The organism is Phenylobacterium sp. (assembly GCF_041916435.1).
In the GTDB taxonomy this organism is placed as follows: domain Bacteria; phylum Pseudomonadota; class Alphaproteobacteria; order Caulobacterales; family Caulobacteraceae; genus Phenylobacterium.
The window spans coordinates 361639-385999 of record NZ_JAYRZM010000004.1 but is presented as its reverse complement, the minus strand read 5'-3'; the positions used below and the strand labels follow the sequence as shown (position 1 = coordinate 385999).

At 70.1% G+C, this 24361-nt stretch carries 21 protein-coding genes; 16 read left to right on the top strand and 5 right to left on the bottom strand.

Features of this window, described 5'->3' with window-relative positions; all coding sequences use genetic code 11:
• The first annotated feature begins 145 nt into the window (after positions 1-145).
• Entirely contained in the window at positions 146-1987 is a 1842-nt protein-coding gene (locus ACE3TA_RS13290; RefSeq protein ID WP_374574418.1) for a chloride channel protein, read from the top strand.
• Between the two features lie 9 nt (positions 1988-1996).
• Here ACE3TA_RS13290 and ACE3TA_RS13285 read toward each other — a convergent pair whose 3' ends face one another.
• Positions 1997-2626, bottom strand: coding sequence for a TetR/AcrR family transcriptional regulator (locus ACE3TA_RS13285; RefSeq protein WP_374574416.1), 630 nt, complete (start codon positions 2624-2626; stop codon positions 1997-1999).
• 108 nt (positions 2627-2734) lie between these two features.
• Here ACE3TA_RS13285 and ACE3TA_RS13280 point away from each other — a divergent pair, with 108 nt between their 5' ends.
• A complete protein-coding gene (locus ACE3TA_RS13280; protein WP_374574414.1) occupies positions 2735-4012 on the top strand; it encodes a cytochrome P450 in 1278 nt (425 codons plus the stop codon).
• 15 nt (positions 4013-4027) lie between these two features.
• Complete coding sequence (locus tag ACE3TA_RS13275; RefSeq protein WP_374574412.1) at positions 4028-4210, top strand: rubredoxin; 183 nt, start codon at positions 4028-4030, stop codon at positions 4208-4210.
• A gap of 10 nt (positions 4211-4220) precedes the next feature.
• Here ACE3TA_RS13275 and ACE3TA_RS13270 read toward each other — a convergent pair whose 3' ends face one another.
• Together ACE3TA_RS13270 and ACE3TA_RS13265 are read right to left on the bottom strand one after the other, a co-directional pair.
• Positions 4221-4628: a DUF1330 domain-containing protein gene (locus ACE3TA_RS13270; protein ID WP_374574410.1), complete on the bottom strand. Its 408-nt coding sequence runs from the start codon at positions 4626-4628 to the stop codon at positions 4221-4223.
• Positions 4629-4642: 14 nt separating this feature from the next.
• Positions 4643-5539, bottom strand: a complete 897-nt coding sequence (locus ACE3TA_RS13265; RefSeq protein WP_374574408.1) for a haloalkane dehalogenase — start codon at positions 5537-5539, stop codon at positions 4643-4645.
• A 96-nt stretch (positions 5540-5635) separates the two neighbouring features.
• Here ACE3TA_RS13265 and ACE3TA_RS13260 point away from each other — a divergent pair, with 96 nt between their 5' ends.
• The 12 genes from ACE3TA_RS13260 (at position 5636) to ACE3TA_RS13205 (ending at position 21483) form a co-directional block, all read left to right on the top strand.
• On the top strand, positions 5636-6739 hold the full coding sequence (locus ACE3TA_RS13260) for an MBL fold metallo-hydrolase (protein ID WP_374574406.1): 1104 nt from the start codon (positions 5636-5638) through the stop codon (positions 6737-6739).
• A gap of 59 nt (positions 6740-6798) precedes the next feature.
• Positions 6799-7404: a TetR/AcrR family transcriptional regulator gene (locus ACE3TA_RS13255; RefSeq protein WP_374574404.1), complete on the top strand. Its 606-nt coding sequence runs from the start codon at positions 6799-6801 to the stop codon at positions 7402-7404.
• 97 nt (positions 7405-7501) lie between these two features.
• Entirely contained in the window at positions 7502-9889 is a 2388-nt protein-coding gene (locus ACE3TA_RS13250) for a penicillin acylase family protein (RefSeq protein ID WP_374574402.1), read from the top strand.
• 116 nt (positions 9890-10005) lie between these two features.
• Positions 10006-10893 carry a Flp pilus assembly protein CpaB gene (gene cpaB / locus ACE3TA_RS13245; RefSeq protein ID WP_374574400.1) on the top strand — a complete coding sequence of 296 codons (888 nt, stop codon included), beginning with the start codon at positions 10006-10008 and terminating at the stop codon, positions 10891-10893.
• On the top strand, positions 10890-12221 hold the full coding sequence (locus tag ACE3TA_RS13240; protein WP_374574398.1) for a type II and III secretion system protein family protein: 1332 nt from the start codon (positions 10890-10892) through the stop codon (positions 12219-12221). Before cpaB ends, ACE3TA_RS13240 begins: the two co-directional genes overlap by 4 nt.
• Before the next feature lie 37 nt (positions 12222-12258).
• On the top strand, positions 12259-13434 hold the full coding sequence (locus ACE3TA_RS13235; protein WP_374574396.1) for a CpaE family protein: 1176 nt from the start codon (positions 12259-12261) through the stop codon (positions 13432-13434).
• Positions 13434-14831: a CpaF family protein gene (locus ACE3TA_RS13230; RefSeq protein WP_374574395.1), complete on the top strand. Its 1398-nt coding sequence runs from the start codon at positions 13434-13436 to the stop codon at positions 14829-14831. The genes ACE3TA_RS13235 and ACE3TA_RS13230 overlap by 1 nt, the downstream gene beginning before the upstream one ends.
• An 8-nt stretch (positions 14832-14839) precedes the next feature.
• Positions 14840-15793: a type II secretion system F family protein gene (locus ACE3TA_RS13225; protein WP_374574393.1), complete on the top strand. Its 954-nt coding sequence runs from the start codon at positions 14840-14842 to the stop codon at positions 15791-15793.
• A 1-nt stretch (position 15794) separates the two neighbouring features.
• Positions 15795-16748 carry a type II secretion system F family protein gene (locus ACE3TA_RS13220; protein WP_374574391.1) on the top strand — a complete coding sequence of 318 codons (954 nt, stop codon included), beginning with the start codon at positions 15795-15797 and terminating at the stop codon, positions 16746-16748.
• A gap of 284 nt (positions 16749-17032) precedes the next feature.
• Complete coding sequence (locus tag ACE3TA_RS13215) at positions 17033-18631, top strand: NAD(P)/FAD-dependent oxidoreductase (RefSeq protein ID WP_374574389.1); 1599 nt, start codon at positions 17033-17035, stop codon at positions 18629-18631.
• Positions 18632-18666: 35 nt separating this feature from the next.
• Positions 18667-19059: a cytochrome c gene (locus ACE3TA_RS13210; RefSeq protein WP_374574387.1), complete on the top strand. Its 393-nt coding sequence runs from the start codon at positions 18667-18669 to the stop codon at positions 19057-19059.
• Between the two features lie 84 nt (positions 19060-19143).
• Positions 19144-21483, top strand: coding sequence for an ATP-binding protein (locus ACE3TA_RS13205; RefSeq protein WP_374574385.1), 2340 nt, complete (start codon positions 19144-19146; stop codon positions 21481-21483).
• An 8-nt stretch (positions 21484-21491) separates the two neighbouring features.
• On the opposite strand, the gene ACE3TA_RS13200 is transcribed toward ACE3TA_RS13205, so the two are convergent.
• Together ACE3TA_RS13200 and ACE3TA_RS13195 are read right to left on the bottom strand one after the other, a co-directional pair.
• Positions 21492-21785, bottom strand: a complete 294-nt coding sequence (locus ACE3TA_RS13200) for a hypothetical protein (RefSeq protein ID WP_374574383.1) — start codon at positions 21783-21785, stop codon at positions 21492-21494.
• Between the two features lie 169 nt (positions 21786-21954).
• A complete protein-coding gene (locus tag ACE3TA_RS13195) occupies positions 21955-22974 on the bottom strand; it encodes an isopenicillin N synthase family dioxygenase (protein ID WP_374574381.1) in 1020 nt (339 codons plus the stop codon).
• A gap of 256 nt (positions 22975-23230) precedes the next feature.
• On the opposite strand from ACE3TA_RS13195, the gene ACE3TA_RS13190 reads away from it, so the two are divergent.
• Complete coding sequence (locus ACE3TA_RS13190; RefSeq protein WP_374574379.1) at positions 23231-24340, top strand: putative urea ABC transporter substrate-binding protein; 1110 nt, start codon at positions 23231-23233, stop codon at positions 24338-24340.
• The last annotated feature ends 21 nt before the right edge of the window (positions 24341-24361 follow it).

Here is a 24361-nt window from a genome sequence, read left to right as displayed (position 1 = left end):
CGCCGCCGCGCCTTCGCCCCCGCGCATTTGCCATGGGCGGGAGCGAGGGATTTAATGCCGCCGTCCGCTTTGGATGCCACGCTCGCCCAGGCGATCGCGTTCCAGGCCGCGCAAGCGGCGCACAAGCCATAGGCGACAGCAACTGATGACCGACACAGCCGCCGATCCCGACCGGGGGCGGCGTCCCCCGACGCCTCAGCCCGCCAACGCCATGGAGGTCGAGGAGATGAGGCGGCTGACCTTGGTGCAGTTGTCCGTCCTGGCCCTGGCGCTGGGCATGGTGACGGGGATCGGCGCGGTGGTGTTCCGCGACCTGATCGGCTTCATCCACAACCTGATGTTCGCCGGCCAGGCGGTGGTGGCCTACGACGCCAACCAGTTCACCGCCCCTTCGCGCTGGGGGCCCTGGGTGATCCTGGCGCCGGTGATCGGCGGGATCGGCGTGACCTTCCTGGTGGCCAACTTCGCCCCGGAGGCCAAGGGGCACGGCGTGCCCGAGGTGATGGAGGCGATCTACTACAAGAGCGGGGTGATCCGGCCGGTGGTGGCCGTGGTCAAGTCGCTGGCCTCGGCCCTGGCCATCGGCAGCGGCGCCTCGGTGGGCCGCGAGGGCCCGATCATCCAGATCGGCTCGGCCCTGGGCTCGACCCTGGGCCAGGTGGTGCGCATGCCGGCGGGCCAGCGGATCGCCCTGGTGGCGGCCGGCGCCGGCGCGGGGATCGCCTCGACCTTCAACACCCCGATCGGCGGGGTGATGTTCGCCATCGAGCTGATGCTGCCGGAGGTGAGCGTCGAGACCTTCCTGCCGGTGGCCATCGCCACGGGGGCGGCGACCTTCGTCGGGCGCTGGTTCTTCGGCGACGCGCCGGCCTTCGAGGTGCCGCCGATCCAGGCGCTGGCGGCCGACCCGCAGGCGCTGATCATCCTGGCCCTCTTCGCCGTGCTCGGCGCCCTGACCGGGGCGGCGGGCGCGGGCTTCGTGCGCGGCCTGCACATGGCCGAGGAGCTCTTCGACAAGATCCAGTCGCGCTACCTGCGCCACATCCTGGGGATGCTGGCGGTGGGCGTGCTGTTCTACACGCTCTTCAGGACGCTCGGGCAGTACTACGTCGACGGCGTCGGCTATGCGACGATCCAGGCGATCCTGCTGGGCCAGACCTCGGTCTTCTGGCTGCTCGGGCTCCTGTTCGCCTGCAAGCTTCTGGCGACGTCGCTGAGCCTGGGCTCCGGCTCGTCGGGCGGCATCTTCTCGCCCTCGCTGTTCATGGGCGCGACCCTGGGCGGCGGCTTCGCGGCCCTGGTGAACCAGGCCGGCGTGCTGCCGGCGCTGAGCGTGCCGGCCTTCGCCATGGTCGGCATGGGGGCCATGGTCGGCGGGGCCACCGGGGCGGTGATGACCGCCGTGACCATGATCTTCGAGATGACGCTCGACTACAGCATCGTCATGCCGATGATCGTCGCCGTGGCCATGGCGATCGGCGTGCGCCGCTTCCTGTCGCGCGAGAACATCTACACCATCAAGCTGGTGAACCGCGGCCGGGCGATCCCCAAAGCGCGCCACGCCAACATGTTCCTGGTGCATTCGGCGCGCGACGTGATGGACGTCGACACCCAGGTGCTGCCGGCGGAGACCAGCTTCGACGACTACGTCAGCCAGCCCGAGCACAAGGGCCGGCTGCGCCACGTGGTGGTGACCCGCAACGGCCGGATCTGGGGCGTGATCCGGGTGAACACCGGCCTGCGCCGGGGCCTGGAGCAGTCGCGCACCGAAGTCACCCTGGGCGACATCGCCAGCCGCAACTTCACCATCGTGCGCGAGGACGACGTGGTGTTCGACGTGATCCGCCGCATGTGGCGCAGGAACGCCACCATGGCCGTGGTGGTGCGCGGAACCGGCGTGCCGGGGCCCGAGGACGTGCTCGGCGTGATCAGCAAGGAACACGTGGCCGACTCGGTGGCCGACAGCGTGAAGATCTATCCGCAGTAGCCGGCCGGCTCAGGCCGCCGCGAAGCTCTGCCGAAGCGCCGCCAGGCTGATCTCGCGGATCGGCTCCAGGTTCATCTTCGGATCGATCAGGAGCTGCATGGACAGCCCCAGCAGCAGCGAGCCGATCATCAGGGCCGCGGCGTCGGCGTCGATCTCCGGGCGGATCGTCCCCTCGGCCTGCCCGCGCTGGACCAGCGCCTCCAGGCGCCGCTCGACCTGGACGTGGGCGTCGGCGAAGGGGCCGCGCTGGTCCGACAGATCGGCGATGGCGCCGGCCATCAGGATGAAATAGGCGCGCAGCTCCGTGTCCTCGGCCAAGCTGCGCAGGAACACGTCGACGTAGGCCAGGATGGCCTCCAGCGCCGGCGCCTCGTCGACGTCGCGGTCGTCGAGCTGGCCGCCCTGGCGGGTCTGGAGCTGGGCGATCAGCGCCTCGATCAGGCCCTGCTTGGAGCCGAACTTCTGGGTGGCGAGGCCCCGGCTGTAGCCCGCGCGCTGGCCGATGTTCTCGAAGGTGGCCGCGCCGACCCCGCGCTCGCCCACCAGTTCGGCCGCGGCCGCCAAGAGCAGCCGCTCGGACTGATCGCGGCGCTCGGCCTGGGTGCGGCGCGGGCGAAGGGCTTGGGCCGAAGCAGTCATGCCGGAAGACTACTTACTTGTTGAACAACTAGCAACTTAGTGAGATCGTCAGAGCGACGACGGCCGCCGAAGAAGCCGGCCGCATGATCGCAAAGGGAGCGAACCGCGATGATTCCCCAGGACGTGGCCGAGACCATCGTCGATCCGAAAGCCTATGGCGCCGGCAAGCCGGTGGACGAGGCCTTCGCCTGGCTGCGCCGCGAGGCGCCGCTCGCCCAGGCCCAGCCGGAAGGGTTCGATCCCTTCTGGGTGGTCACCCGCCACGCCGACATCCTGGAGGTCGAGCGGCAGAACGAGCTGTTCCACAACGGCGACCGTTCCACCGTGCTGACGACCATCAACGCCGACCAGAAGGTGCGCGAACTGATGGGCGGCAGTCCGCATCTGGTCCGCTCCCTGGTCCAGATGGACAACCCCGACCACATGAACTACCGGCGCCTGACCCAGGGCTCGTTCATCCCGCAGAACCTGCGCGCGCTGGAGGCGCGCATCCGCGAGATCGCCAACGGCTTCATCGACCGCATGGCCGCGCACGGCGACCGCTGCGACTTCGCCCGCGACGTCGCCTTCCTCTATCCGCTGCACGTGATCATGGAGGTGCTGGGGGTTCCCGAGAGCGACGAGCCGCGGATGCTGAAGCTCACCCAGGAGCTGTTCGGCAGCGCCGACCCGGACCTGAACCGCACCGGCACGGACCTCAGCGAAATGGACGTCGGGACGGGCGTCGACACCATCCAGTCGGTGGTCATGGACTTCATGACCTACTTCAACGGCATCACCGAGGACCGCCGCGCCAAGCCGCGCCAGGACATCGCCAGCGTGATCGCCAACGGCCAGATCGAGGGCCAGCCGCTCGGCTACATCGAGGCTATGGGCTACTACATCATCGTCGCCACGGCCGGCCACGACACCACCTCCTCGACCACCGCCGGCGCGCTCTGGGCGCTGGCCGAGAACCCCGAGCAGTTCGCCAAGATCAAGGCGAACCCGGCGCTGATCCCCGGCCTGATCGAGGAATCCATCCGCTGGGTGACGCCGGTGAAGCACTTCATGCGCACGGCCACGGCCGACGCCGAGCTGGCCGGCCAGAAGATCGCCAAGGGCGACTGGATGATGCTGTCCTATCCCTCCGGCAACCGCGACGAGGCGGTGTTCAAGGACCCGTTCAAGTTCGACGTGGAGCGCACGCCCAACAAGCACGTGGCCTTCGGCTACGGCGCCCACGTGTGCCTCGGCCAGCACCTGGCGCGCATGGAGATGCGGGTGCTGTGGGAAGAGCTCTTCAAGCGGCTGGAGTCGGTGGAGCTGGACGGCCAGCCGCGGAACATGCAGGCCGCCTTCGTCTGCGGGCCCAAGTCCGTGCCCATCCGCTTCAAGATGCACTGAGGCGGAGGGGCGCCGGTGGCCGAGAACGAGCCCTACAAGACCTGGCAGTGCCGCACCTGCGGCTATCTCTACGACGAGGAGGCGGGCGACCCGGGCGAGGGCCTGGCGCCCGGCACGCGCTGGGCCGACATCCCCGCCGACTGGGTCTGCCCGCTGTGCGGCACGCCCAAATCCGACTTCGACATGGTGGAGATCTAGCGGGCCGCGTTCAGCCGGCCATCGACTTGGTCTCGATGTTGAGCTGGCCGGCGAGGCCCGCCATGCGGTGGGCCTCGATCTCGTGGAATTCCGGGGTCTGGGTCATGGCCAGGAAGGTGGCGCGCGAGGGATATTCCATCAGCGCCACCGCGTCCCACAGCTCCTCCACCTCGCCCAGCATCAGGCCCTTCACCGCGCCGGAAAAGAGCATGCGGCAGCCCATGGACTCGGCCAGCACGCGCACGCGGTCGCCGTAGCGCATGTAGGCCTCGCGGCCGGACACCTGCTCGCCGTCGGGATAGGTGGCGACGTCCTTGAACTTCAACAGGTTGACCATCACGAACGGCCCGTCCTCGGGCGAGCCGAAGATGGCGGCGATCTGGTCCTGCGTGGGCATGACGGCGTTTTCGACGTTCATGGCGGCGGCCTCCCTTAAGCCTTGGCGATCTTGTCGAGGATCTCGGCGATCTCGGCCGGGCTGTCCTCCTGCAGGAAATGGCCCCCCGAGAGCGTCACGTGCGGCTGGCCCTTGGCGCCGGGGATGCGGGCCTGCAGCGTCGCATCCATGCCGCGGGTGACCGGATCGTTGTCGCTGAAGGCGGTGATGAAGGGCTTGTCGAAGCGCTCGAGAACCTCCCAGGCGGCCTTGTTCTCGGCCACCGACGGATGCTCGGGCGTGACGGGCACCAGCGCCGGGAACTGGCGCGCGCCGGCCTTGTAGCTTTCGTCCGGGAACGGCGCCTCGTAGGCGGCGACCTCGGCCTCGGTGAGTTCGCGGCCCGACCCGCCCTGCAGGATGAAACCGATCGGCAGGACCGGCGCGTTCTGGCTGAAGTTGAGCCAGGCGGTGAAGCCGTCGCTGGAGCCGCCGCCCACAGGCAGGAAGGTGTTGCCCGCCACCACGGCCTTGAACCGCTCCGGGAAGGCGGCGACCAGGCGAAGGCCGATCAGCCCGCCCCAGTCCTGGCAGAAGAGGGTGATGTCCTTCAGGTCCAGGGCCGTGAGCCAGGCGCTCATCCAGGCCACGTGGCGCTCGTAGGTGTAGTCGGTCCGCGCGGCCGGCTTGTCGGAGCGGCCGAAGCCGATCAGGTCGGGCGCGATCACGCGATGGCCCTTGGCGACCAGGGCGGCGATGATCTTGCGGTAGAGATAGGCCCAGGACGGCTCGCCGTGCATCAGCAGGATCGGGGCGGCCTCGCGCGGGCCCTCGTCCACGTAGTGCAGGCGCAGCGCCGTTCCGTCGGCGTCCCGGATCTCCAGATAGTTGGGCGCGAACGGCCAGTCGGCCAGGCCCTCGAAGCGCTCATCCGGCGTGCGCAGGACGTCCATGTCTCCACCCTCGGCTTGACTTCGCCCGGTGATCGGCGAATGTATTGACAATATCCGTGTCATTTTATTCGAGCGCGGTCAACCAGGGAGGCGGCCATGGCGGCCAAGCGTGCGACCGGGATCATCCTGGCGGTTGTGTTGGGCCTGATCCTGATCGCCAGCGGCGGCGTCTGGGCCGCGCGAGGCGAGATCGCCACGGGCCTGCTGCGGCGCGTTCTGGCGCGAAACCTCACGGGCGATCCGGTGGCGGCCCTGCCCGACGGCCTGCACGTGGGCCTGTGCGGCACGGGCTCGCCCCTGCCCGATCCGCACCGCGCCGGGCCCTGCACCCTGGTGATTGCCGGCAAGCGCATGTTCGTGGTCGACACCGGCGAGGGGGCGGCCAAGAGCATGAGCCTGATGGGCTTCATGCCCGCGCGGCTGAACGCGGCCTTCATCACCCACTACCACTCCGACCACATCGACGGGCTGGGCGCGGTGCTGCTGCAGCATTGGGCGGGAGGAGCGGCTCAGGCGCCCCTGCCGATCTACGGCCCCACGGGCGTGACGCAGGTGGTGGACGGCTTCATGACCGCCTACGAGCTGGATCGCGGCTACCGCATCGCCCACCACGGGCCCAAGGTCGTGCCGCCCCAGGGCTTCGGCGGCGAGCCCCGCCCCTTCGAGGTGACCAAGGGCGGCGGGCCGGTGACGCTGATCGACGATGCGGACCTGAAGGTCACCGCCTTCCCGGTGGATCACGGGCCGGTGTGGCCGGCCGTCGGCTACAAGTTCGTCTACAAGGGCCGCAGCGTGGTGATCAGCGGCGACACCGCGCCGGCCGCCTCGGTCGAGGCCGCGGCCAAGGGCGCGGACCTGCTGGTGCACGAAGCGCTGTCGCCGACGCTGGTGAAGATGCAGGAGGAAACCGCCCGTGCGGCGGGGCGCGACAATCTCGCGCACGTGTTCCACGACATCGTCGGATACCACACCAGTCCCGAGCAGGCGGCCGAGATCGCCCAGCGCGCCGGCGTGAAATATCTGGTGCTCAGCCACATCGTTCCCGCCTTGCCGGTCAAGGCTTTGGAGGGTCCGTTCCTGGGCGGAGCGCGCTCCAAGTTCAGCGGGACCCTGCGGCTTGGCGAGGACGGGGACTTCTTCAGCCTGCCGGCCGGAAGCGATGCGATCGAAACGTCCAAACGCTCGGCCATGCGGCCCTGACCCCTGGCCCTGGAGGCGCGGTCTCGCTAAGCACGGAGGTCCACCAGGAGACGAGGCCTTTGACCGGCGAAGCCGCATCCACGATCAGCCGCGCGCCGACTGAGGAGCGAGACGGCCGGCGCCTGCGCTCCCAGGACAGCCGCGCGCGCATCGTGGCGGCCATGCTGGCGCTGATCCGCGAAGGAGAGACCTCGCCCAGCGCCGAAATGGTGGCCGGCCGGGCGAACGTGGGCCTGCGCACGGTGTTCCGGCACTTCAAGGACATGGACAGCCTCTACCGCGAGATGTCCGAGGTCATCGAAGAGGAAGTGCTGTTCATCAAGGACCTGCCGTTCACCGCCACCGACTGGCGCGGCAAGCTGATCGAGCTGATCGACCGGCGCCTGGAGCTGTTCGAGCGGATCGCCCCCTTCAAGCGCGCCTCGGACATCAATCGCCACCGCTCGCGCTTCCTGGGGCGCGGCGCCACGCGGCTCACCATCACGCTGCGGGAGATCCTGAGCGGCATCGCCCCGCCGCAGGAGATAGGCGATCCCAAGATCTTCGAGGCGCTGGACCTGCTGCTGAGCTTCGAGGCCTGGTCGCGCATGCGCCTGGAGCAGCACCTGAGCCAGGACGAGGTGCGCGACGTGCTGCGCGCCGTCATTGGCCGCCTGACGGCCTGACCGGGCGCGGTTCGCGCCACTCGCAGACGTTGCCATGGGCGGCCGCGCCTGATCAGCTTGGGTCGAATCAGCGTCAGACCCGCGGGGAGCCGAGATCATGCCGAGCGCCCGTATCCTTCAACGTCTCCTGATCGGCTGCGCCCTGGCCGCCGGCGCCGTCGGCGCGCAGGCCGCGAGCCCGGCCGAACAGGACTGGGCGGTGGCGGGCCTGGCCGCTCCGGCTGAGATCCGCATCGACACCTGGGGCATCCCCCACATCTACGCCAAGAGCGTGCGCGACGCCTTCTTCCTGCAGGGCTACAACGTGGCCCGCGACCGGCTGTGGCAGGTGGACCTGTGGCGCAAGCGGGGCCTGGGCCTGCTGGCCCGCGACTTCGGCCCGGCCTACGTGGCCCAGGACGAGGCCGCGCGGCTGTTCCTCTATCGTGGCGACATGGACAAGGAATGGGCCGCCTACGGGCCGGACGCCAAGTCCTACGCCGAGGCCTTCACCGCCGGGATCAACGCCTACGTCCAGGAGATCCGCGACGGCCGCCGGCCGCTGCCCGAGGAGTTCCGCATCGCCGGCACGACGCCGGACCTGTGGACGCCGCAGGACGTGGTGCGCATCCGCAGCCACGGCCTGACCCGCAACGTCGAATCGGAGGTCAAGCGCGCGCGCATCGCCTGCGCCGCCGGCCTGGACGCGGCCAAGCTCTACAAGAAGCTCGAGCCGGCCTGGACGACCAAGATTCCGGACGGGCTCGATCCCTGCGACGTGCCGGCCGACGTCCTGAAGGTCTATGAGCTGGCCACGGCCGGCGTGAAGTTCGACGCCGGCCCCGGCAAGACCGCCGAGCTGATGAGCGAGGTGCCGACCGAGGCGATCGGCTCCAACAACTGGACGGTCTCCGGCTCGCGCACCGCCACCGGCCGGCCGATCCTGGCCAACGATCCGCACCGCGCCCACGGCGCGCCCTCGCTGCGCTACATCGTGCAGATGGAAGCGCCGGGCTTTTCGGTGATCGGGGCGGGCGAGCCGGCGCTGCCGGGCGTCTCCATCGGCCACAACGACAAGATCGCCTTCGGCCTGACCATCTTCGCCGCCGACCAGGAAGACCTCTACGTCTACGACACCGACCCCGCCGATCCGGACCGCTACCGCTATGGCGACGGCTGGGAGCCGATGACGGTGGTGCACGACACCATCGAGGTGAAGGGCGAGGCGCCGCGGCAGGTGGAGCTGAAGTTCACGCGCCACGGCCCGGTGGTCTACGAGGACGCGGCCAAGCATCGGGCCTTCGCCGTGCGCAGCGTCTGGGCCCAGCCGGGGACCTCGGCCTATTTCGGCTCGTCGGAATACATGGCCGCCCAGGACTGGACGGGCTTCAAGTCCGCCCTCTCGCGCTGGGCGACGCCCTCGGAGAACCAGGTCTACGCCGACACCTCCGGCCACATCGGCTGGGTGGCCGCCGGCATGGTCCCGCGGCGGCCGAACTGGGACGGCCTGCTGCCCGTGCCCGGCGACGGCCGCTACGAGTGGCAGGGCTTCCTCAAGGCCGACGAACTTCCCAGCCTCTACGATCCGGCCCAGGGCTGGATCGCCACGGCCAACCAGATGGACCTGCCCGACGACTATCCCTACGCCGAGCGCAAGGTCGGCTTCGAGTGGTCGAACAACGCGCGGATGACGCGGATCGGCGAGGTGCTGACCTCCAAGATCAATCTGTCGCTGCAGGACGCGATGGACCTGCAGACCGACACGGTCGACGTCACCGCCCGGCGCCTGCTGGCGATGACGTCGCGGATCAAGCTGACCCGCGATCCGGACGGCGCGGCCGCCCTGGAGCTGCTGCGCGGCTGGGACCGGCATGTGGACGCCGACAGCGCCGGGGCGGCCCTGTTCGAGGTGTGGACCGCCAAGCACCTGGGCCGGGTGACCGTCGCCCGCGCCGAGCCGGCCGCGGCCCGCGCCCTGATCGGCCAGGGCGACCTGGCGGCGGTGCTGGACTTCCTGGAGGACCCCGGCGAGGCGCTGGGGGCCAATCCCTCGGCGCGCAACGCCATCCTGATCGACAGCCTGAAGGACGCCTACGCCGAGGTGCGCCAGCACCTGGGGCCCGACACCTCCAAATGGTCGTGGGGCAAGCTGCACCAGGCCGAGTTCGTCCACGCCCTGGCTCCGCTGGCCGATCCGGCGACCCGCGCCAAGATGACCGTGGGCCCCACGCCGATGCCCGGCACGTTCTTCACGCCGCTGGCGGCGAGCTGGCGGCTGAGCGACTACCGCGTGACCGTCGGCGCCTCGTTCCGCATGGTCCTGGACGTGGGCGACTGGGACAACAGCAAGGCGATCAACACGCCGGGGCAGTCGGGCGATCCGGAAAGCCCCCACTATCGCGACCTCTTCCCGCTGTGGGCCACGGGCCAGTACGTGCCGCTGCTCTATTCGCGCCAGGCGGTGGAAGACGCCACCGAGACCCTGCTGAAGCTGACCCCGAAATAGGGCGCCGGCGCGCCGCCCGCTGGCGGCGTCAACCTCTCGTCAAGGTTGATCCCGATTCACCGCCTTTGTTGGCGGTTGTGAAATTTATCCAATCGTATCGTGAACGCCGCTCAGTCATGAACCGTAGCGTGGGGGCGATGCGGCTAGTCACGATCGTAAGTTTGGGCGCTTCGGCGGTCCTGGGCCTCGCGGCCCTGTTCATCGCCAAGGCGACCCTGCCATCGAAAACCGCCATGGCCGCGGCGGCGTCCGCCGTGGCGCAGCAGCCGGTGCGCGGCGTGCCCGTGGTGGTGGCGGCCAAGGCCATCGCCTATGGCGAGCGCCTGCAGGCGAGTCACCTGAAGGTCGCCCAGTATCCGCAGGGCGCGGTTCCCGAAGGCGCGTTCAGCACCATCGAGGCTGTGCTCAAGCAGGACGGCGGCGGCGCGCCGGTGGCGATCACGCCCATGGCCGAACGCGAACCGCTGCTGCCGGCCAAGCTCTCAGGCCCGGGCGCGCGCGCCTCGGTGGCCGCCGAGATCGCCGAGGGCATGCGCGCCTACACCATCCGCGTCACCGACGTCTCCGGCGTCGGCGGCCACGCCCTGCCCGGCGACCACGTGGACGTGATCCTCACCCGCGACCTGTCCAAGGATCAGGAGCATCGCAACCTGGTGAGCCAGGTGGTGATCCAGAACGTGCGGGTGCTGGGGGTCGACCTGAACGCCGACCCGACCTCGACCAAGGCGGTGATGCCCAACACTGCGACCCTGGAAGTCGACATGGCCGACGCCCAGAAGCTGTCGGTGGCCAGCGACCTGGGCACCCTGTCCCTGGCGCTGCGGCGCACCGGCTCGACCGAGGTCGACAAGGTCGCGCCCCTGCGCAGCGGACAGGTCGTCTCCGGCGCCCCGGCCGGCGCTCCCGGCCCGGCCCGAGCCGGCTCCAGCTATTCCGCCGCGGCGGCGGACCGGCCGGCGCCGCCGCGCCGCCTGATCACCATCGTGGAGGGCGAAGGCGCATGAGCCTGTCCAAGCGTATGCTCGCGGGCGTGCTCGGCGCGACCCTGCTGTTCGGCGCGGGCGCCGGCCCGGCGGCCGGCGACGCCTTCCCCGCGGAATCGGCGACCAACCGCACGATCTACGTGCCCAAGGACAAGTCGCTGTCCTTCCGCCTGGACGGGCCGGCCTCGCGTATCGTGGTGGCCCAGCCCGACACCGCCCAGATCGTCGCCACCACCGACCGCAGCTTCTATGTGCGCGGCAAGGCGCTGGGCGCGACCAACCTCCTGGTCTACGGCGACAGCGGTCAGTTGCAGGAGGTGATCGACGTCGAGGTCGGCTACGACACCGACGCCATGGCGGCCGATCTGAACGCGGCCCTGCCCGGCGAGAACATCCATGTGCGCAATCTCGGCAATGGCGTGATCCTCACCGGCGAGGTGTCCAACACCTCGGTGGCCGCCCGCGCCAAGTCGCTGGCCGAGAAGATGGCGCCGGACGCGGTGACCTCGGCGCTGACGGTGCGCGCCTCCCAGCAGGTTATGCTCGAGGTCCGCATCCTGGAGGCCGGCCGCTCGGCCCTGCAGGACATGGGCTTCAACATCGACGCGGCCAACAACTCCACCTTCAAGTTCTCCTCGGGAACGGGGCTGCTCGGCAACTCCGATCCGCAGGGCGCGGTGACCATCGGCGCGCGCGCCGGCACCGCGCGCATCGACGTGACCTTGCAGGCGCTGGAGGAGAAGGGCGTGCTGCGCACCCTGGCGCGGCCGAACCTGGTGGCGCTGTCGGGCGAGAAGGCCAGCTTCCTGGCCGGCGGCGAATTCCCCTATCCGATCCCGGCCGGCAACAACCAGATCGGCATCGAGTTCCGTCCCTTCGGCGTCAAGCTGGGCTTCCAGCCGGTGGTCGAGGACAACGGCCTGATCCGCCTGCAGGTGAGCCCCGAGGTCAGCCAGATCGACAGCCGCACCACGCTGACGGTCAACGGCTACGACATGCCGAGCCTGACCGTTCGGCGCGCGGAGACGACGCTGGAGCTGCGCAGCGGCGAAAGCTTCGCCATCGCCGGCCTCTTCCAGCAGGACTACAACAACGCCGTGCGCAAGATCCCGGGCGCCGGCAACCTGCCGATCCTGGGCCTGCTGTTCCGCTCGGCGCGCTGGCAGCGCCAGGAGACCGAGCTGGTGATCATCGTCACGCCGGTCCTCGCCACGGCGGCCGACTCGACGGAGCTGGCGCCCAAGCCCTTCGCCAACAGCAAGGAGCCGTCCAACGCGGCCCTGATGCTGGGCGGCCATTCGCTCGACCGGCTGATGGAGAAGAGCGTCGACGAGGACCCGAAGCTCTGATGTCCGCTTCCTTCTCCGCGTATCCGAGGCCGCGCCTATGACCCACTGGAGCCTGCTCGGCCGGCGCGTGCTGGCCATCGGCGCCGACCTGACGGCCCTGTCGCGCGGCGCCCTGTTCGGCGCGGCCCTGGAGCAGGGCCAGATCGAACGCCTGGCCGACGTGACGGCGGAAACCGCCGACCTGTTGCTCATCGACGCCGACGCCGTCGACGCCGAGGCCCTGGCGAGCGGCCTGGCGGCGTTCGCCGCCCAGCCGACGCCGCCGCCCACCCTGCTGCTCGGCTCGCGCCTGCCCGCCAGCCTGGTGCGCGCCCTGCTGCGCCTGCCGGTGTCGGACGTGCTGGAGGCGCCCTTCAGCGACGAGGACCTGCAGAACGCCGTCTACGCCCTGCTGGACGCGGCCGGCGCCCAGGCCGCGGCCAACCAGGGCGCGCGCTCGCGCTGCTGGACGATCATGGGCGCCGTCGGCGGCGCCGGCGCCACCACCGTGGCCATCGAGACCGCCTGCGCCCTCGCCCGGCGCAGCCGCAAGGACCGCAGCGTCTGCCTGGTCGACCTGAATCTGGCCGACGGCGCCATGGCCGCCTACCTCGGCGCCACGCCGGCCATGGGCCTGATCTCGTTCGGCCCGGCCGCCGAACGCATGGATGCGGCGCTGCTGGCGGCCTTCGCCACGCCGATCGGCAAGGGCCTGGACCTGCTGGCCTGCCCCCGCGATCCCCTGGCCTTCGACGAGATCAGCCGCGAGGCGGTGCTGCGCATCCTGGAGATCGCCTGCGAGGCCTATGATCACGTGGTGGTCGACATGCCCCGCCATCGGCGGGCCTGGAGCCTGGAGGTGCTGGCCGGCTGCGACGAGGTGCTGATCATCTCCGAGCTCACCGTGCCGGCCCTGCTGGCCGCCCGCTCCCTGTCCGAGGAGATCGAGCAGGCCCTGCCGACCTCGGCCAGGCCGCGCATCGTGCTCAACCGGCTGGCCAGCCGCCTGTTCGGCGCGGCCCCCTCCCTGGCCGAGGCCGAGCGCGCGCTGCAGCGCAAGGCCGACGGCGGCGTCAGCTCCGACTGGGACGCGGCGGCCGCCTCGGTCAACCTGGGCGGCCCGATCAGCCAGCATCGGCCCAAGTCGAAGATCGTGCGCGACATCGACGCCCTGGTGGACCGGATCGCCGGGGGCGACGAGCGCCGCGGCGCCGGCGCCCCGAGGGCCGCCTGATGGCCCGCTTCAGCCTCAGCCGGCAGCCGGCGGCCGCCCCGGTCGTCGACGTCGTCGAACCGGAAGCCCTCACCGAACCCGTCCCGCAGCCCGCGCCCGCGCCGCCGCCCAAGCCCGCCGCCGGCCAGCAGATGCTGGAGATGAAGCTGAAGCTTCACGCCCGGCTGATCGACGAGCTGGACCTGTCGAAGCTGGAGAAGCTGGACGACGGCGAGCTGCGCCGCCAGGTGATGAGCCTGGTGACCGACTTCGCCCGCGGCGAGCGCATGGTGCTGAACGCCGCCGAACTGGAGGACCTGGGCTCGTCGGTGTTCGACGAGATGGTCGGCCTGGGGCCGATCGAGCCGCTGCTCAAGGATGAGAGCATCAACGACATCCTGATCAACGGCCCGTTCCAGGTCTACGTCGAGCGCCGCGGCGAGCTGGAGCTCACGCCGGTCCGCTTCCGCGACAACGACCACCTGCTGCGCATCATCAACCGCATCGTCGCCGGGGTGGGCCGGCGGATCGACGAATCCTCGCCGATGGTGGACGCGCGCCTGGCCGACGGCAGCCGGGTGAACGCGGCGATCTTCCCCATCACCATCGACGGCGCCTGCGTCTCGATCCGGAAGTTCTCCAAGAAGCCGCTGACCTTCGACAAGCTGGTGGAGTTCGGCGCGATGCCGGCCTGCGTCTCCGAGTTCCTGCAAGGGGCGGTGAAGTCGCGGATCTCCACCGTGATCTCCGGCGGCACCGGCTCGGGCAAGACCACCCTGCTCAACGCCCTGTCCTCGGCCATCAGCCACAAGGAGCGGCTGATCACCATCGAGGACGCCGCCGAGTTGCAACTGCAGCAGCCGCACGTGGTGCGCATGGAGACCCGCCCGCCGAACATCGAGGGCAAGGGCGAGATCCGCCAGCGCGAGCTGGTGAAGAACGCCCTGCGGATGCGCCCGGACCGGGTGATCCTGGGCGAGGTCCGCGGCGAGGAAGCCTTCGACATGCTGCAGGCCATGAACACCGGCCACGAAGGCTCCATGGCCACCATCCACGCCAACAACCCGCGCGACGCCATCACCCGCCTGGAGCAGATGGTGGCCATGTCGGGCATGAAGCTGCCGCCCGAGGCCGTGCGCGGCCAGATCGCCTCGGCCGTGGGCATGATCGTGCAGGTCATGCGCCTGTCGGACGGCAAGCGGCGGCTGACCAGCGTCTCGGAGATCACCGGCATGGAAGGCCAGGTGGTGCAGATGCAGGAGATCTTCGCCTTCCACCGCACCCACACCTCGGCGGACGGCACGGTGCACGGCGAATTTCGCGCCTCGGGCCTGCGCCCGCGCTGCCTGGACGAGATGCTGCGCCGCGGCGTCGGCTACGACACGGCCCACTTCGACCCCTCGCGGGTCCTGGGCTGAGGCCGGCGATGGACCTGCGCGCCGTCTATCTGATCCTCGTCTTCGCTGCAGTGTTCTCCGCGGCCCAGGCGCTGATCGGCCTGGTGCGCATGGCCGGCGTCAAGCGCAAGGTCAACCGCCGCCTGGTCGTCGCCGAACGGGTGGGCGGCATCTCCGAACTGGTGATCGAGCTGCGCAAGCAGCGCGGCCTGACCGCCACGGGCGAACGCGGCGCGCGCTGGCGCTGGCTCTCCGACCTGATCATGCGCTCGGGCGTGCCCTACGATCCGCGCCTGTGGGGCGTGGCCGTGGCGGGGGCGGCGGTCGCGGGCGCGGTCGCGGGCCTGCTCTTGTCGCACAAGCTCATCGGCGCGCCGATCGGGGCGCTGGTGATGGGCCTGGCCGGCCCCTTCGGCTTCCTGAAATTCATGGCCGGTCGGCGCGCCAAGCTGCTCGGCCATCAGTTGCCGCAGGCGCTGGACATCATCGTGCGCAGCCTGGAGGCCGGCCACCCGGTGCCCACGGCCGTGGCGCTGGTGGGCCGCGAGATGCCCGACCCGATCGGCTCGGAGTTCGGCCTGGCGGGCGACGAGATCGCCTATGGCGCCACGCTGGAGCAGGCGGTCGAGCGCATGAGCGAGCGCTGCCAGCATCCGGACGTCGACCTGTTCGCCGCCACCGTGCGGCTGCAGGAGCGGGCCGGCGGCAACCTGACGGGCCTTCTGAAGCTGAACGCCCAGACTGTGCGCGAGCGGCACAAGATGCGCCTGAAGATCAAGGCCGCGTCGTCGGAAGGCCGCGTCTCGGCCATCATCCTGACGGCCGCGCCGATCTTCGCGGCGGTCTTCATCCAACTCACCTCGCCCCACTTCTACGGCGACGTGATCCATGAGCGCTTCATCCAGGTGGGACTGGGCGGGCTCGTCGTATGGATGATCATCGGCAACATGGTCATCCGCAAGATGGTCAACATGAGGATCTGAGATGGGCGGCGCCGGTCTGCAGCAGATTCTCACCCTGGCCGCGGGCGTGCTCCTGGCCTTCGCCGGCGGCGGCGCGCTGCTGGTGGTCTCCAGCGAGGTGCGCATGCGCGCCCAGCGGCGCGCGCGGCTGAACGCGCCGGCCGCCGTGGCCGGCCGCCCCGTCGGCGGGTTCAGGCCGGACGACACCTTCGGCGGGCGCATGACCGCCGGCTTCCTGCGCCTGGGCCAGCGGACGGCGGTGAAGGATCCGGCCAAGCTGTCGGTGGTGCGCGCCAAGCTGATGCGCGCGGGCTTCTTCAGCCGCGAATCCACGGCGGTCTATCTCGGCGCGCGGGCGGCGGCGCTGCTGGTCGCCACGGCGGGCACGGTGCTGCTGCTGCCAGTGGTGATGAACGGCGGCGGCATGGCGCCCCTGCTCCTGGCCGGCGTGCTCTCGGCGGCCGCGATCCTGGGGCCTGACCAGTTCCTCAACATGCGCCGCCAGGCGCGCGAGCTGGAGTACACCGAGGGCTTTCCCGACCTGCTGGACCTCCTGGTCGCCTCGGTGGAGGCGGGCCTGAGCCTGGACGCGGCGGTGAGCCGGGTGGGCGACGAGCTGGCCCGCCGCTACCCGAACCTGACGGTGCACCTGCGCTTCCTGACCCTGGAGCTGCGGGCCGGCAAGTCGCGCAAGGAGGCCTGGCTGGGCTTCGCCGACCGGCTGGGGATCGACGACGCCCGCGCGCTCGCCACCATGCTGCGCCAGGCCGAGGAAATGGGCACCAGCCTGGGCGAGACCCTGTCGGTTTTTTCGGCCGACATGCGCACCAAGCGGATGCTGCGGGCCGAGGAAAAGGCCCTGGCCCTGCCGGCCAAGCTGACCGTGCCTCTGATTCTGTTCATCTTTCCCTGCCTGCTCGGCGTGCTGCTGCTGCCTGCGATCTTCCGCCTGGTAGGCGCCCTCGGCGGCCAGTAGAGCCGCGCCCGGCCGCCGAAGGCCGATTCTTGCACAGCTGGAGCAGCGACTGCCCTTTGATGAGGCGGTTTCGCCCCCGACTCCGCACGGAGCTTCACCAGGCTTGAGGCGCTCGGTCCGGATGCGCTCAACCCGGTACGCAGGCGAGATGGGCCAAGGCGGAAAGGCGTCCACTGCGAGGGGGCTTCACGCCGCGGCGGAGGCCCGTATCGGCGACCACTTGCCTGGCGCGTGAAAACATCGGCTCCTTGCCGCAGCCTGGGCCCAATTTCTGGAATGCGATGATGAACAACCAAAGCGACGCCGGCGACTTCGCGGGCCTGTCCCGCAGAATGTTCCTGGAGCGCCTCAGCGGCGTGGGCGGCACAGCCCTGCTGCTGGCCGGCATGAGCGCCCTGGGCTTCGGCGTCGAGTCGGCCCTGGCCGAGCCGCCGAAGCTGACCGGCGGGGCCGGCAAGAAGGTGGTGATCCTCGGCGCCGGCGTGGCGGGTATGACGTCGGCCTACGAGCTGTCCAAGGCCGGCTATGAGGTGACGGTGCTGGAGGCGCGCAGCTTCGCCGGCGGCCGCTGCCAGACCGCGCGCAAGGGCTTCGTGCTGCAGGAGCTGGGCGGGGAGAAGCAGGTCTGCGACTTCGACGACGGGCTCTACATCAACCACGGCCCGTGGCGGATCCCCTACCACCACCAGTCGACGCTGCACTACACCAAGGAATTCAACATTCCGCTGGAGATCGTCGTCAACGACAACGACCACTCCTACATCTACTTTGAGAAGGGCTCCGGCCCCCTCGCCGGCAAGCCGGTGCGCAAGACGCAAGTCGCCGCCGACATCCGCGGCTACGCCGCCGAGATCCTGGCCAAGCAGGTCAAGCAAGGCGCGCTCGACCAGCAGATGACCGCCGACGACCGCGAGATGTTCATCGCCTACCTGCGGCGCGAGGGCTACCTGACCGAGGACCTCGCCTACAAGGGCACGGACGGGCGCGGCTACGACGTCAATCCCGGCGCGCTGATGGACCCCGGCCCCGGCAAGGCGTCGACGCCCTACGCGCTCACCGACGTGCTGCATTCCCAGGCCTGGGGCGTGCTCTCCTCGGTCACCAATTTCGAGCAGCAGCGCACCATGTTCCAGCCGATCGGCGGCATGGACCAGATCGCCAAGGGCTTCGCCGGCGCGCTCGGCCAGACCATCAAGTACTCCTGCCTGGTCAAGCAGGTGCGCCAGGACGACTCGGGCGTGACGGTCGCCTACGTGGACGGCGACGGCCAGGCCGGCGTGATCAAGGCCGACTACTGCATCTGCGCGATCCCGCTGTCGGTGCTGCGCCAGATGGACGTGGGCGTCTCGCCGAAGTTCAAGGAGGCGATCGGCTCGGTCTCCTACTCGCTGGTGGGCAAGATCGGCCTGCAGATGAAGCGGCGCTTCTGGGAAGAGGACCACCACATCTACGGCGGCCACGTCTACACGGACAATCCGGACATCGGCGTGATCTCCCTGCCCTCCACCGGCTACCAGAGCCAGAAGGGCGTGCTACTGGGCTACTACCAGTTCGGCGGCAACGCGGCGAAGGTGAGCGCCCTGGACGTGGCCGGGCGCACGGCGCTGGCCCTGGCCGCGGGCCAGAAGGTGTTCCCGCAGTACAAGGACAGCTTCGAGACCTCGTTCGCCGCCTCCTGGCACCGCATCGAGCACAACCTTGGCGGCTGGGCCCAATGGGACGACACCGGCCGGCGCGACGCCTATCCCATCCTGTGCGAACCCGACGGGCGCATCTACCTGGCCGGCGAGCACATGAGCTACCTCACCGGATGGCAGGCCGGCGGCATCGAGTCCGCCTGGGAGCAGATCGCCAAGCTGGACAAGCGCGTCCACGCCGCCTGACGGCCGCGGCGGCAAGACACCCTGGAGTTATCTGAATGATCCGGTTGAGAACGATCGCGTTCGTCGCCGTCGGCATGGCCCTGACCGGCGCGGCGGCCCAGGCGGCCGACGGCAAGCAAATGTTCCTCGACAACTGCTCGGCCTGCCACCAGCCCACGGGCAAGGGCATTCCCGGCGCCTTCCCGGCGCTGGCCGGCAGCAAGGTGGCCACCGGCCCGGCGGCCGACGCGGCCTCCGTGGTGCTGAACGGCCGCGGCGGCATGCCCTCGTTCCGCAACGACCTGTCCGACGCCGACATCGCCACCATCCTGAGCTATGTCCGCTCGGCGTGGGGCAACAAGGCTTCGCCCCTGACCGCCCAGGTGGTGGCCAGCCGGCGGCGCGCCGGAACCAAGGAGAACGCCGGCGCGGCGCTCACGGCGCACTGACGCCGGGCGCCCGCGAATTGGGCTGACTCCCGACTTTCTCCTTTCTTCACTTCCATCCAGCATGGTGCGGAGTCAGGAGGGGCCATGGACGGGGGTTGGCGTGGCGATTCGCCTCCCGGCGAGGCGGCGAAGCTCACGGCCCGCTTGGCGCGGGTCGCGCGGGCGACTCAGCACGGCGTGCTGCTCTGCGGCCCCGACGGCGCCATCCAGTGGATCAACGACGGCTTCACGGCCATCACCGGCTTCACCGCCGAGGACGCCATAGGCCGGCGCGCCGGCGAACTGCTGCAGTACCAGGAGACCGATCCCGAGACGATCGCCCTGATGAACGCGCGCATGGCCGCGCACCAGGGCTTTCGGGTGGAGGTGCTGAACCGCGGCAAGGACGGCCGGCGCTTCTGGTTCGATCTCGACGTGCGGCCGACCTTCGACGAGACCGGCGCCGCGGAGGGCTTCTTCGGGGTGCTGGTGGAGAACTTCCACGGCTCGGCGATCGAGCAGAGCGCCGTGGCCACGCCCACGGCGGTGCGTTCGGCCGCCCGGCTCGCCCGTGTCGGCGGCTGGGACGTGGACCTGAAGACCCGCACCGTGCGCTGGGGCGGGGAGCTGCAAAAGCTCCTGGGCCGGCCCAGCCAGGTGGAGGACATCGCCAACGCCCTCGACATCTATCCCCCCGAGGAGCGCGAGCGGGTGCGGGCCTATCTGGCCGACGCGGTGCGCAAGCACGGGAAGATGGACCTCGAAGCCCCCGCCCTGACCGGCGACGGCGAGCGGATCTGGCTGCGCGTGATCGGCGAGCCGGAGATCGTCGACGGCCAATGCGTGGCTGTGCACGGGGCGGCGCAGGACGTGAGCGCCCATCACGAGGCGACCGAGGAGTTGCGCGAGCAGCAGCGCTTCGCCCAGGGGGTCGTGGACGGGGTGGCGGCGCTCCTGGCGGTCATCGACGAGTCCGGACGGATCATCGCCGCCAACAAGGCGTTCAAGGCGCTCGGCGCGGCCCTGCGCGGCCAGGCCGAGTATCCGATGGGCGACGACCTGTTCCGCGTGCTGGGCCGGCTGCCCGGCGCGCATGGCCGCGCCCTGAAGAAGGGCGTTCGCGACGTGCTGGCCGGACGGCGGGCGAGCTTCACCCGCGCCTATCAGGCGCGTAGCGGCGAGTGGTACCGCATGAGCGCGGCCCGCTTCGACGGCGACGGGCCGGTGCGCTGCGTGGTGATCACCCAGTCGATCGAGGACCTGAAGCGCTCCGAGCGCCGCCTGCGCGAACTGAACGCCACCCTGAAGAAGGCGCGCGACGAGGCCGACGCGGCCAACGCCGCCAAGTCCGCCTTCCTGGCGACCATGAGCCACGAGATCCGCACCCCGCTCAACGGGGTGCTCGGCATGGCCCAGGCCATGGCCCGCGACGAGCTGCCGCCGACCCAGCGCGAACGGCTGTCGGTGATCCGCCATGCCGGCGAGACGCTGCTGACGCTGCTCAACGACCTCCTGGACCTGTCGCGCATCGAGGCCGGCCGGCTGGAGCTGGAGGACGGGCTGATCGACATGGCCCGGCTGATGGACGGCGTGCGCGCGACGTTCGAGACGCTGGCGACCGAGAAGGACGTGGCGCTCACGGTGCGCACGGCTCCGCAGGCCCGGGGCGTGTGGCGCGGCGACGCCACGCGCCTGCGCCAGATCCTCTACAACCTGGCCTCCAACGCGGTGAAGTTCACGGCCGAGGGCTCCGTGGAGATCGAAGCCCGCCACGATGGCGAGCTGGTCCTGGAGGTCCGCGACACCGGCCCCGGCATCGCCGCCGACCGGCAGGACGCGCTGTTCGACAAGTTCGTCCAGGCCGACGCCTCCACCACCCGGCGCTACGGCGGCTCAGGCCTCGGCCTGGCGATCTGCCGCGAGCTCACGGCCCTGATGGGCGGGTCGATCGGCGTGCGGAGCGTCGAGGGCGAGGGCTCGACCTTCACCGTCCGCCTGCCGCTGAAGCGCGTGGAGGCCGCCGCGCCGGCGGCCGATGCCGTCGAGCGCGCGCCCCTGCTCCTGGCCGGCGGCGCGCTGAAGATCCTGGCCGTCGACGACAACGCCATGAACCAGCTGGTGCTGCGCACCCTGCTGGAGCAGGTCGGGGCGCGGGTTCACGTGGCCGCCGACGGCGCCCAGGCGGTGAACGCCTGGGAGGCCGAGGACTGGAGCGCGATCCTAATGGACGTGCAGATGCCGGTCATGGACGGGCCGACGGCCACGCGCCTGATCCGGCGGCGCGAGGACGAGACCGGCCGGCGGCGCACGCCGATCGTCGCGCTGACGGCCAACGCCATGTCGCACCACGAGGCGGAGTATCTGGACGCGGGCATGGATGCGCTGGCGCCCAAGCCGATCGAGCTGGAGCGCCTCCTGGACACCCTGGAGACGCTGCTGCGCTGAACCCGGGCTCAGCGCTTGAAGAGGCGGGCCCGGAGCCGCTCGGTGCGCGGCGGATCGGCGCGGAAATCCTCGGCCTTGCCCAGGCGCGCATTGCAGCTCGGGCAGCGCACGTCGCCCTCCATCGGCATGTCGGTCAGCGCGATGGAGGCCCCGCAGGGTTTGCACTTCCAAACTTCGCCGACGGGCATGGGCGGCGGGGCCTTGACGGGCTCCGGCTTAGGCGCGGGCGCGGCCGGCGTGGGAAGCGGCCGGTCGGGATTCAGCTTGAGATGCAGGATGGGCCGACGGGGACGCTCGGTCATGGGCTCGGTGGGTTTCGCGACGATGCGGCGCTTGCAGCACTAATACGTGACAGGCTCAACCTCATGAGCGGGAATCCCCTGCCGAACAAGCGTTTTGTCGCGGGGGAAAGGCGCAAAATCGAAGGCAGTGCGGCGGGCGCCACAGGCCGGGCGCCCTGGGCCGGACCGGTCAAGGCCGGGCGGGCTGGCGAGCGGCCTGGCCGAACGCCGGCGCCTCGTCGGCGACGACGAGTTCGCCGCGGGCGCGACGGGCCTTCAGATAGGCGAAGGTGCGGGCGGTCTGGGCGAACAGATGCTCGCCCGAGACGATGGAGGGGTAGCGGGCCGGCCGTTCGGCGCCGACGAACCTGGGATGCGGCGCGACCACCGTCTCGTAGTCGCAGGTGGCGAAGAAGGGGAAGCTGTAGCGCTCCTCGGCGACCTTGCGCACCCGGTGCGAGGTCGCCACGAACTCGCCGTTGGTCCAGGCCTCGAGCATGTCGCCGATGTTGATCACCAGGGCGCCGGGGACCGGCGGGGCGTCGATCCAGCGGCCCTCGCCGTTCATCACCTCCAGCCCCGGCGCCGTGGGCCGAAGAATCGTGAAGAACTCGTAGTCGGTGTGGGCGCCGATGCCTTCCTCGTCCGGCTGGGCGTCCGGGTCGAAGGGGTAGTGGATCAGCCGAAGCTGGCTGGGCGGATGCCTCAGGTGCGGCTCGAAATGATCCTCCGGCAGGTCGAGCGCCAGGGCGAAGCCGGCGAACATCCGCCGCGCCAGGGCCGCCACCGCCGCGTAGTAGGCCTGCACGGCCGGCTTGAAGCCGGGAAGGTCGGGCCACAGGTTGGCGCCCAGCATCGGCGCGGACGCCTCGCCGCCCGGACGGTCCAGGCTGACGTCGTAGGCTTCCTTGCGGTCGATCTTGCCCGAGGCGAACACCTCCTCGCCCTCGGGCACATAGCCGGTGTGGTTGGCCGAGCGGCCGATGTACCAGGCCATCTTGCGCTCCATCGGCTCGGCGAAGACGGCCTTGGCCGCCGCCAGCAGTCCGTCGAACAGCGCCTCGGGAAGACCGTGGCCGGTCACCTGCAGGAATCCCACCTCGCGCGCGGCCTGGCCGATGCGCGCGGCGGCGGCGCGGCGCGCCTGCGGGTCGGCGGAGCTGAGGCCCGAGATGTCGATCACGGGCACGGCCTGGAAATCACGATGCATCGGCGCGCCTGGGCTGCTGCGCGCGCGATATTACGAATGACGCCATTCGTAATACCTCCGAGGCGGCCGGCGGAGGTCTGGACGGGACGGATGACCTCCCTGCGCGCAATCGGGCAGGCCGGCGCCTGCTTTCTCGGCGCCCGGTTCGCCAAGGCCGATCCATGTCGTCGACCCGGTTGGATTATTACGAAAACGCCGGTTTGTAATACCGAGAGGCGGATCGCAGACGAGCCCCGCCGAACACAAGGGGATCCACATGACGGGATGGCTTAAGGGCCTGCGCGTCGCCATGACGGTGGCCGTGTGCGGCCTGACCCTGGCGGCCTGCGGGCAGAAGCCCGCCGAGAAGGCGGACGCGTCCGGCGCGGCCGCGCCAGCGGGCAAGGAATACCAGATCGGCTGGACGATCTATGCGGGCTGGATGCCCTGGCCCTACGCCGAGCAGGCCGGGATCGTGAAGAAATGGGCCGACAAGTACGGCGTCAACATCAAGCTCGTGCAGGTCAACGACTACGTCGAGAGCCTGAACCAGTACACCGCCGGCAAGCTGGACGGCGTCTTGTCCACCAACATGGACGCCCTGACCATCCCCGCCGCCGCGGGTAAGGATTCCACGGTCGTCATGGTCGGCGACTACTCCAACGGCAACGACGGCATCGTCCTGAAGAACGGCTCCAAGCTAGCCGACATCAAGGGCCGCTCGGTGAACCTGGTGGAGAATTCGGTCTCCCACTACCTGCTCGCCCGCGGGCTGGAGAGCGCCGGCCTGAAGCTCTCCGACGTGAAGACGGTCAACACCTCCGACGCCGACATCGTCGCCGCCTTCGCCGCGCCCGAGACCACGGCGGTGGTGCCGTGGAACCCGCAGCTTTCGGAGATCAAGAAGCAGCCGGGCGCCACCGAGGTGTTCGATTCCTCCAAGATCCCCGGTGAGATCCTGGACATGCTGATCGTCGACACCGACGAGCTGAAGGCCAATCCGAACCTCGGCAAGGCGCTGACCGGCATCTGGTACGAGACCATGGCGCTGATGCAGAAGCAGGACGAGGAAGGCAAGGCGGCCCGCGAGGCGATGGCCAAGCTCTCCGGCACCGACCTGGCCGGCTACGAGAACCAGCTCAAGACCACCTACCTCTACTATTCGCCCAAGGACGCCCTGGCCGCCATGACCAGTCCCGACCTGGTGGCGGCCAACGACAAGGTGCGCCAGTTCAGCTTCCAGATCGGCCTGTTCGGCCAAGGCGCCAAGTCGGTGGACGACATCGGCATCGAGTTCCCGAACGGCAAGATCCTGGGCAGCAAGGACAACGTGAAGCTCCGCTTCGATCCGACCTATGTGACCCTGGCCGCGGACGGCGCGCTGTAAGCCGCCCGCGCCCCTTGAAGG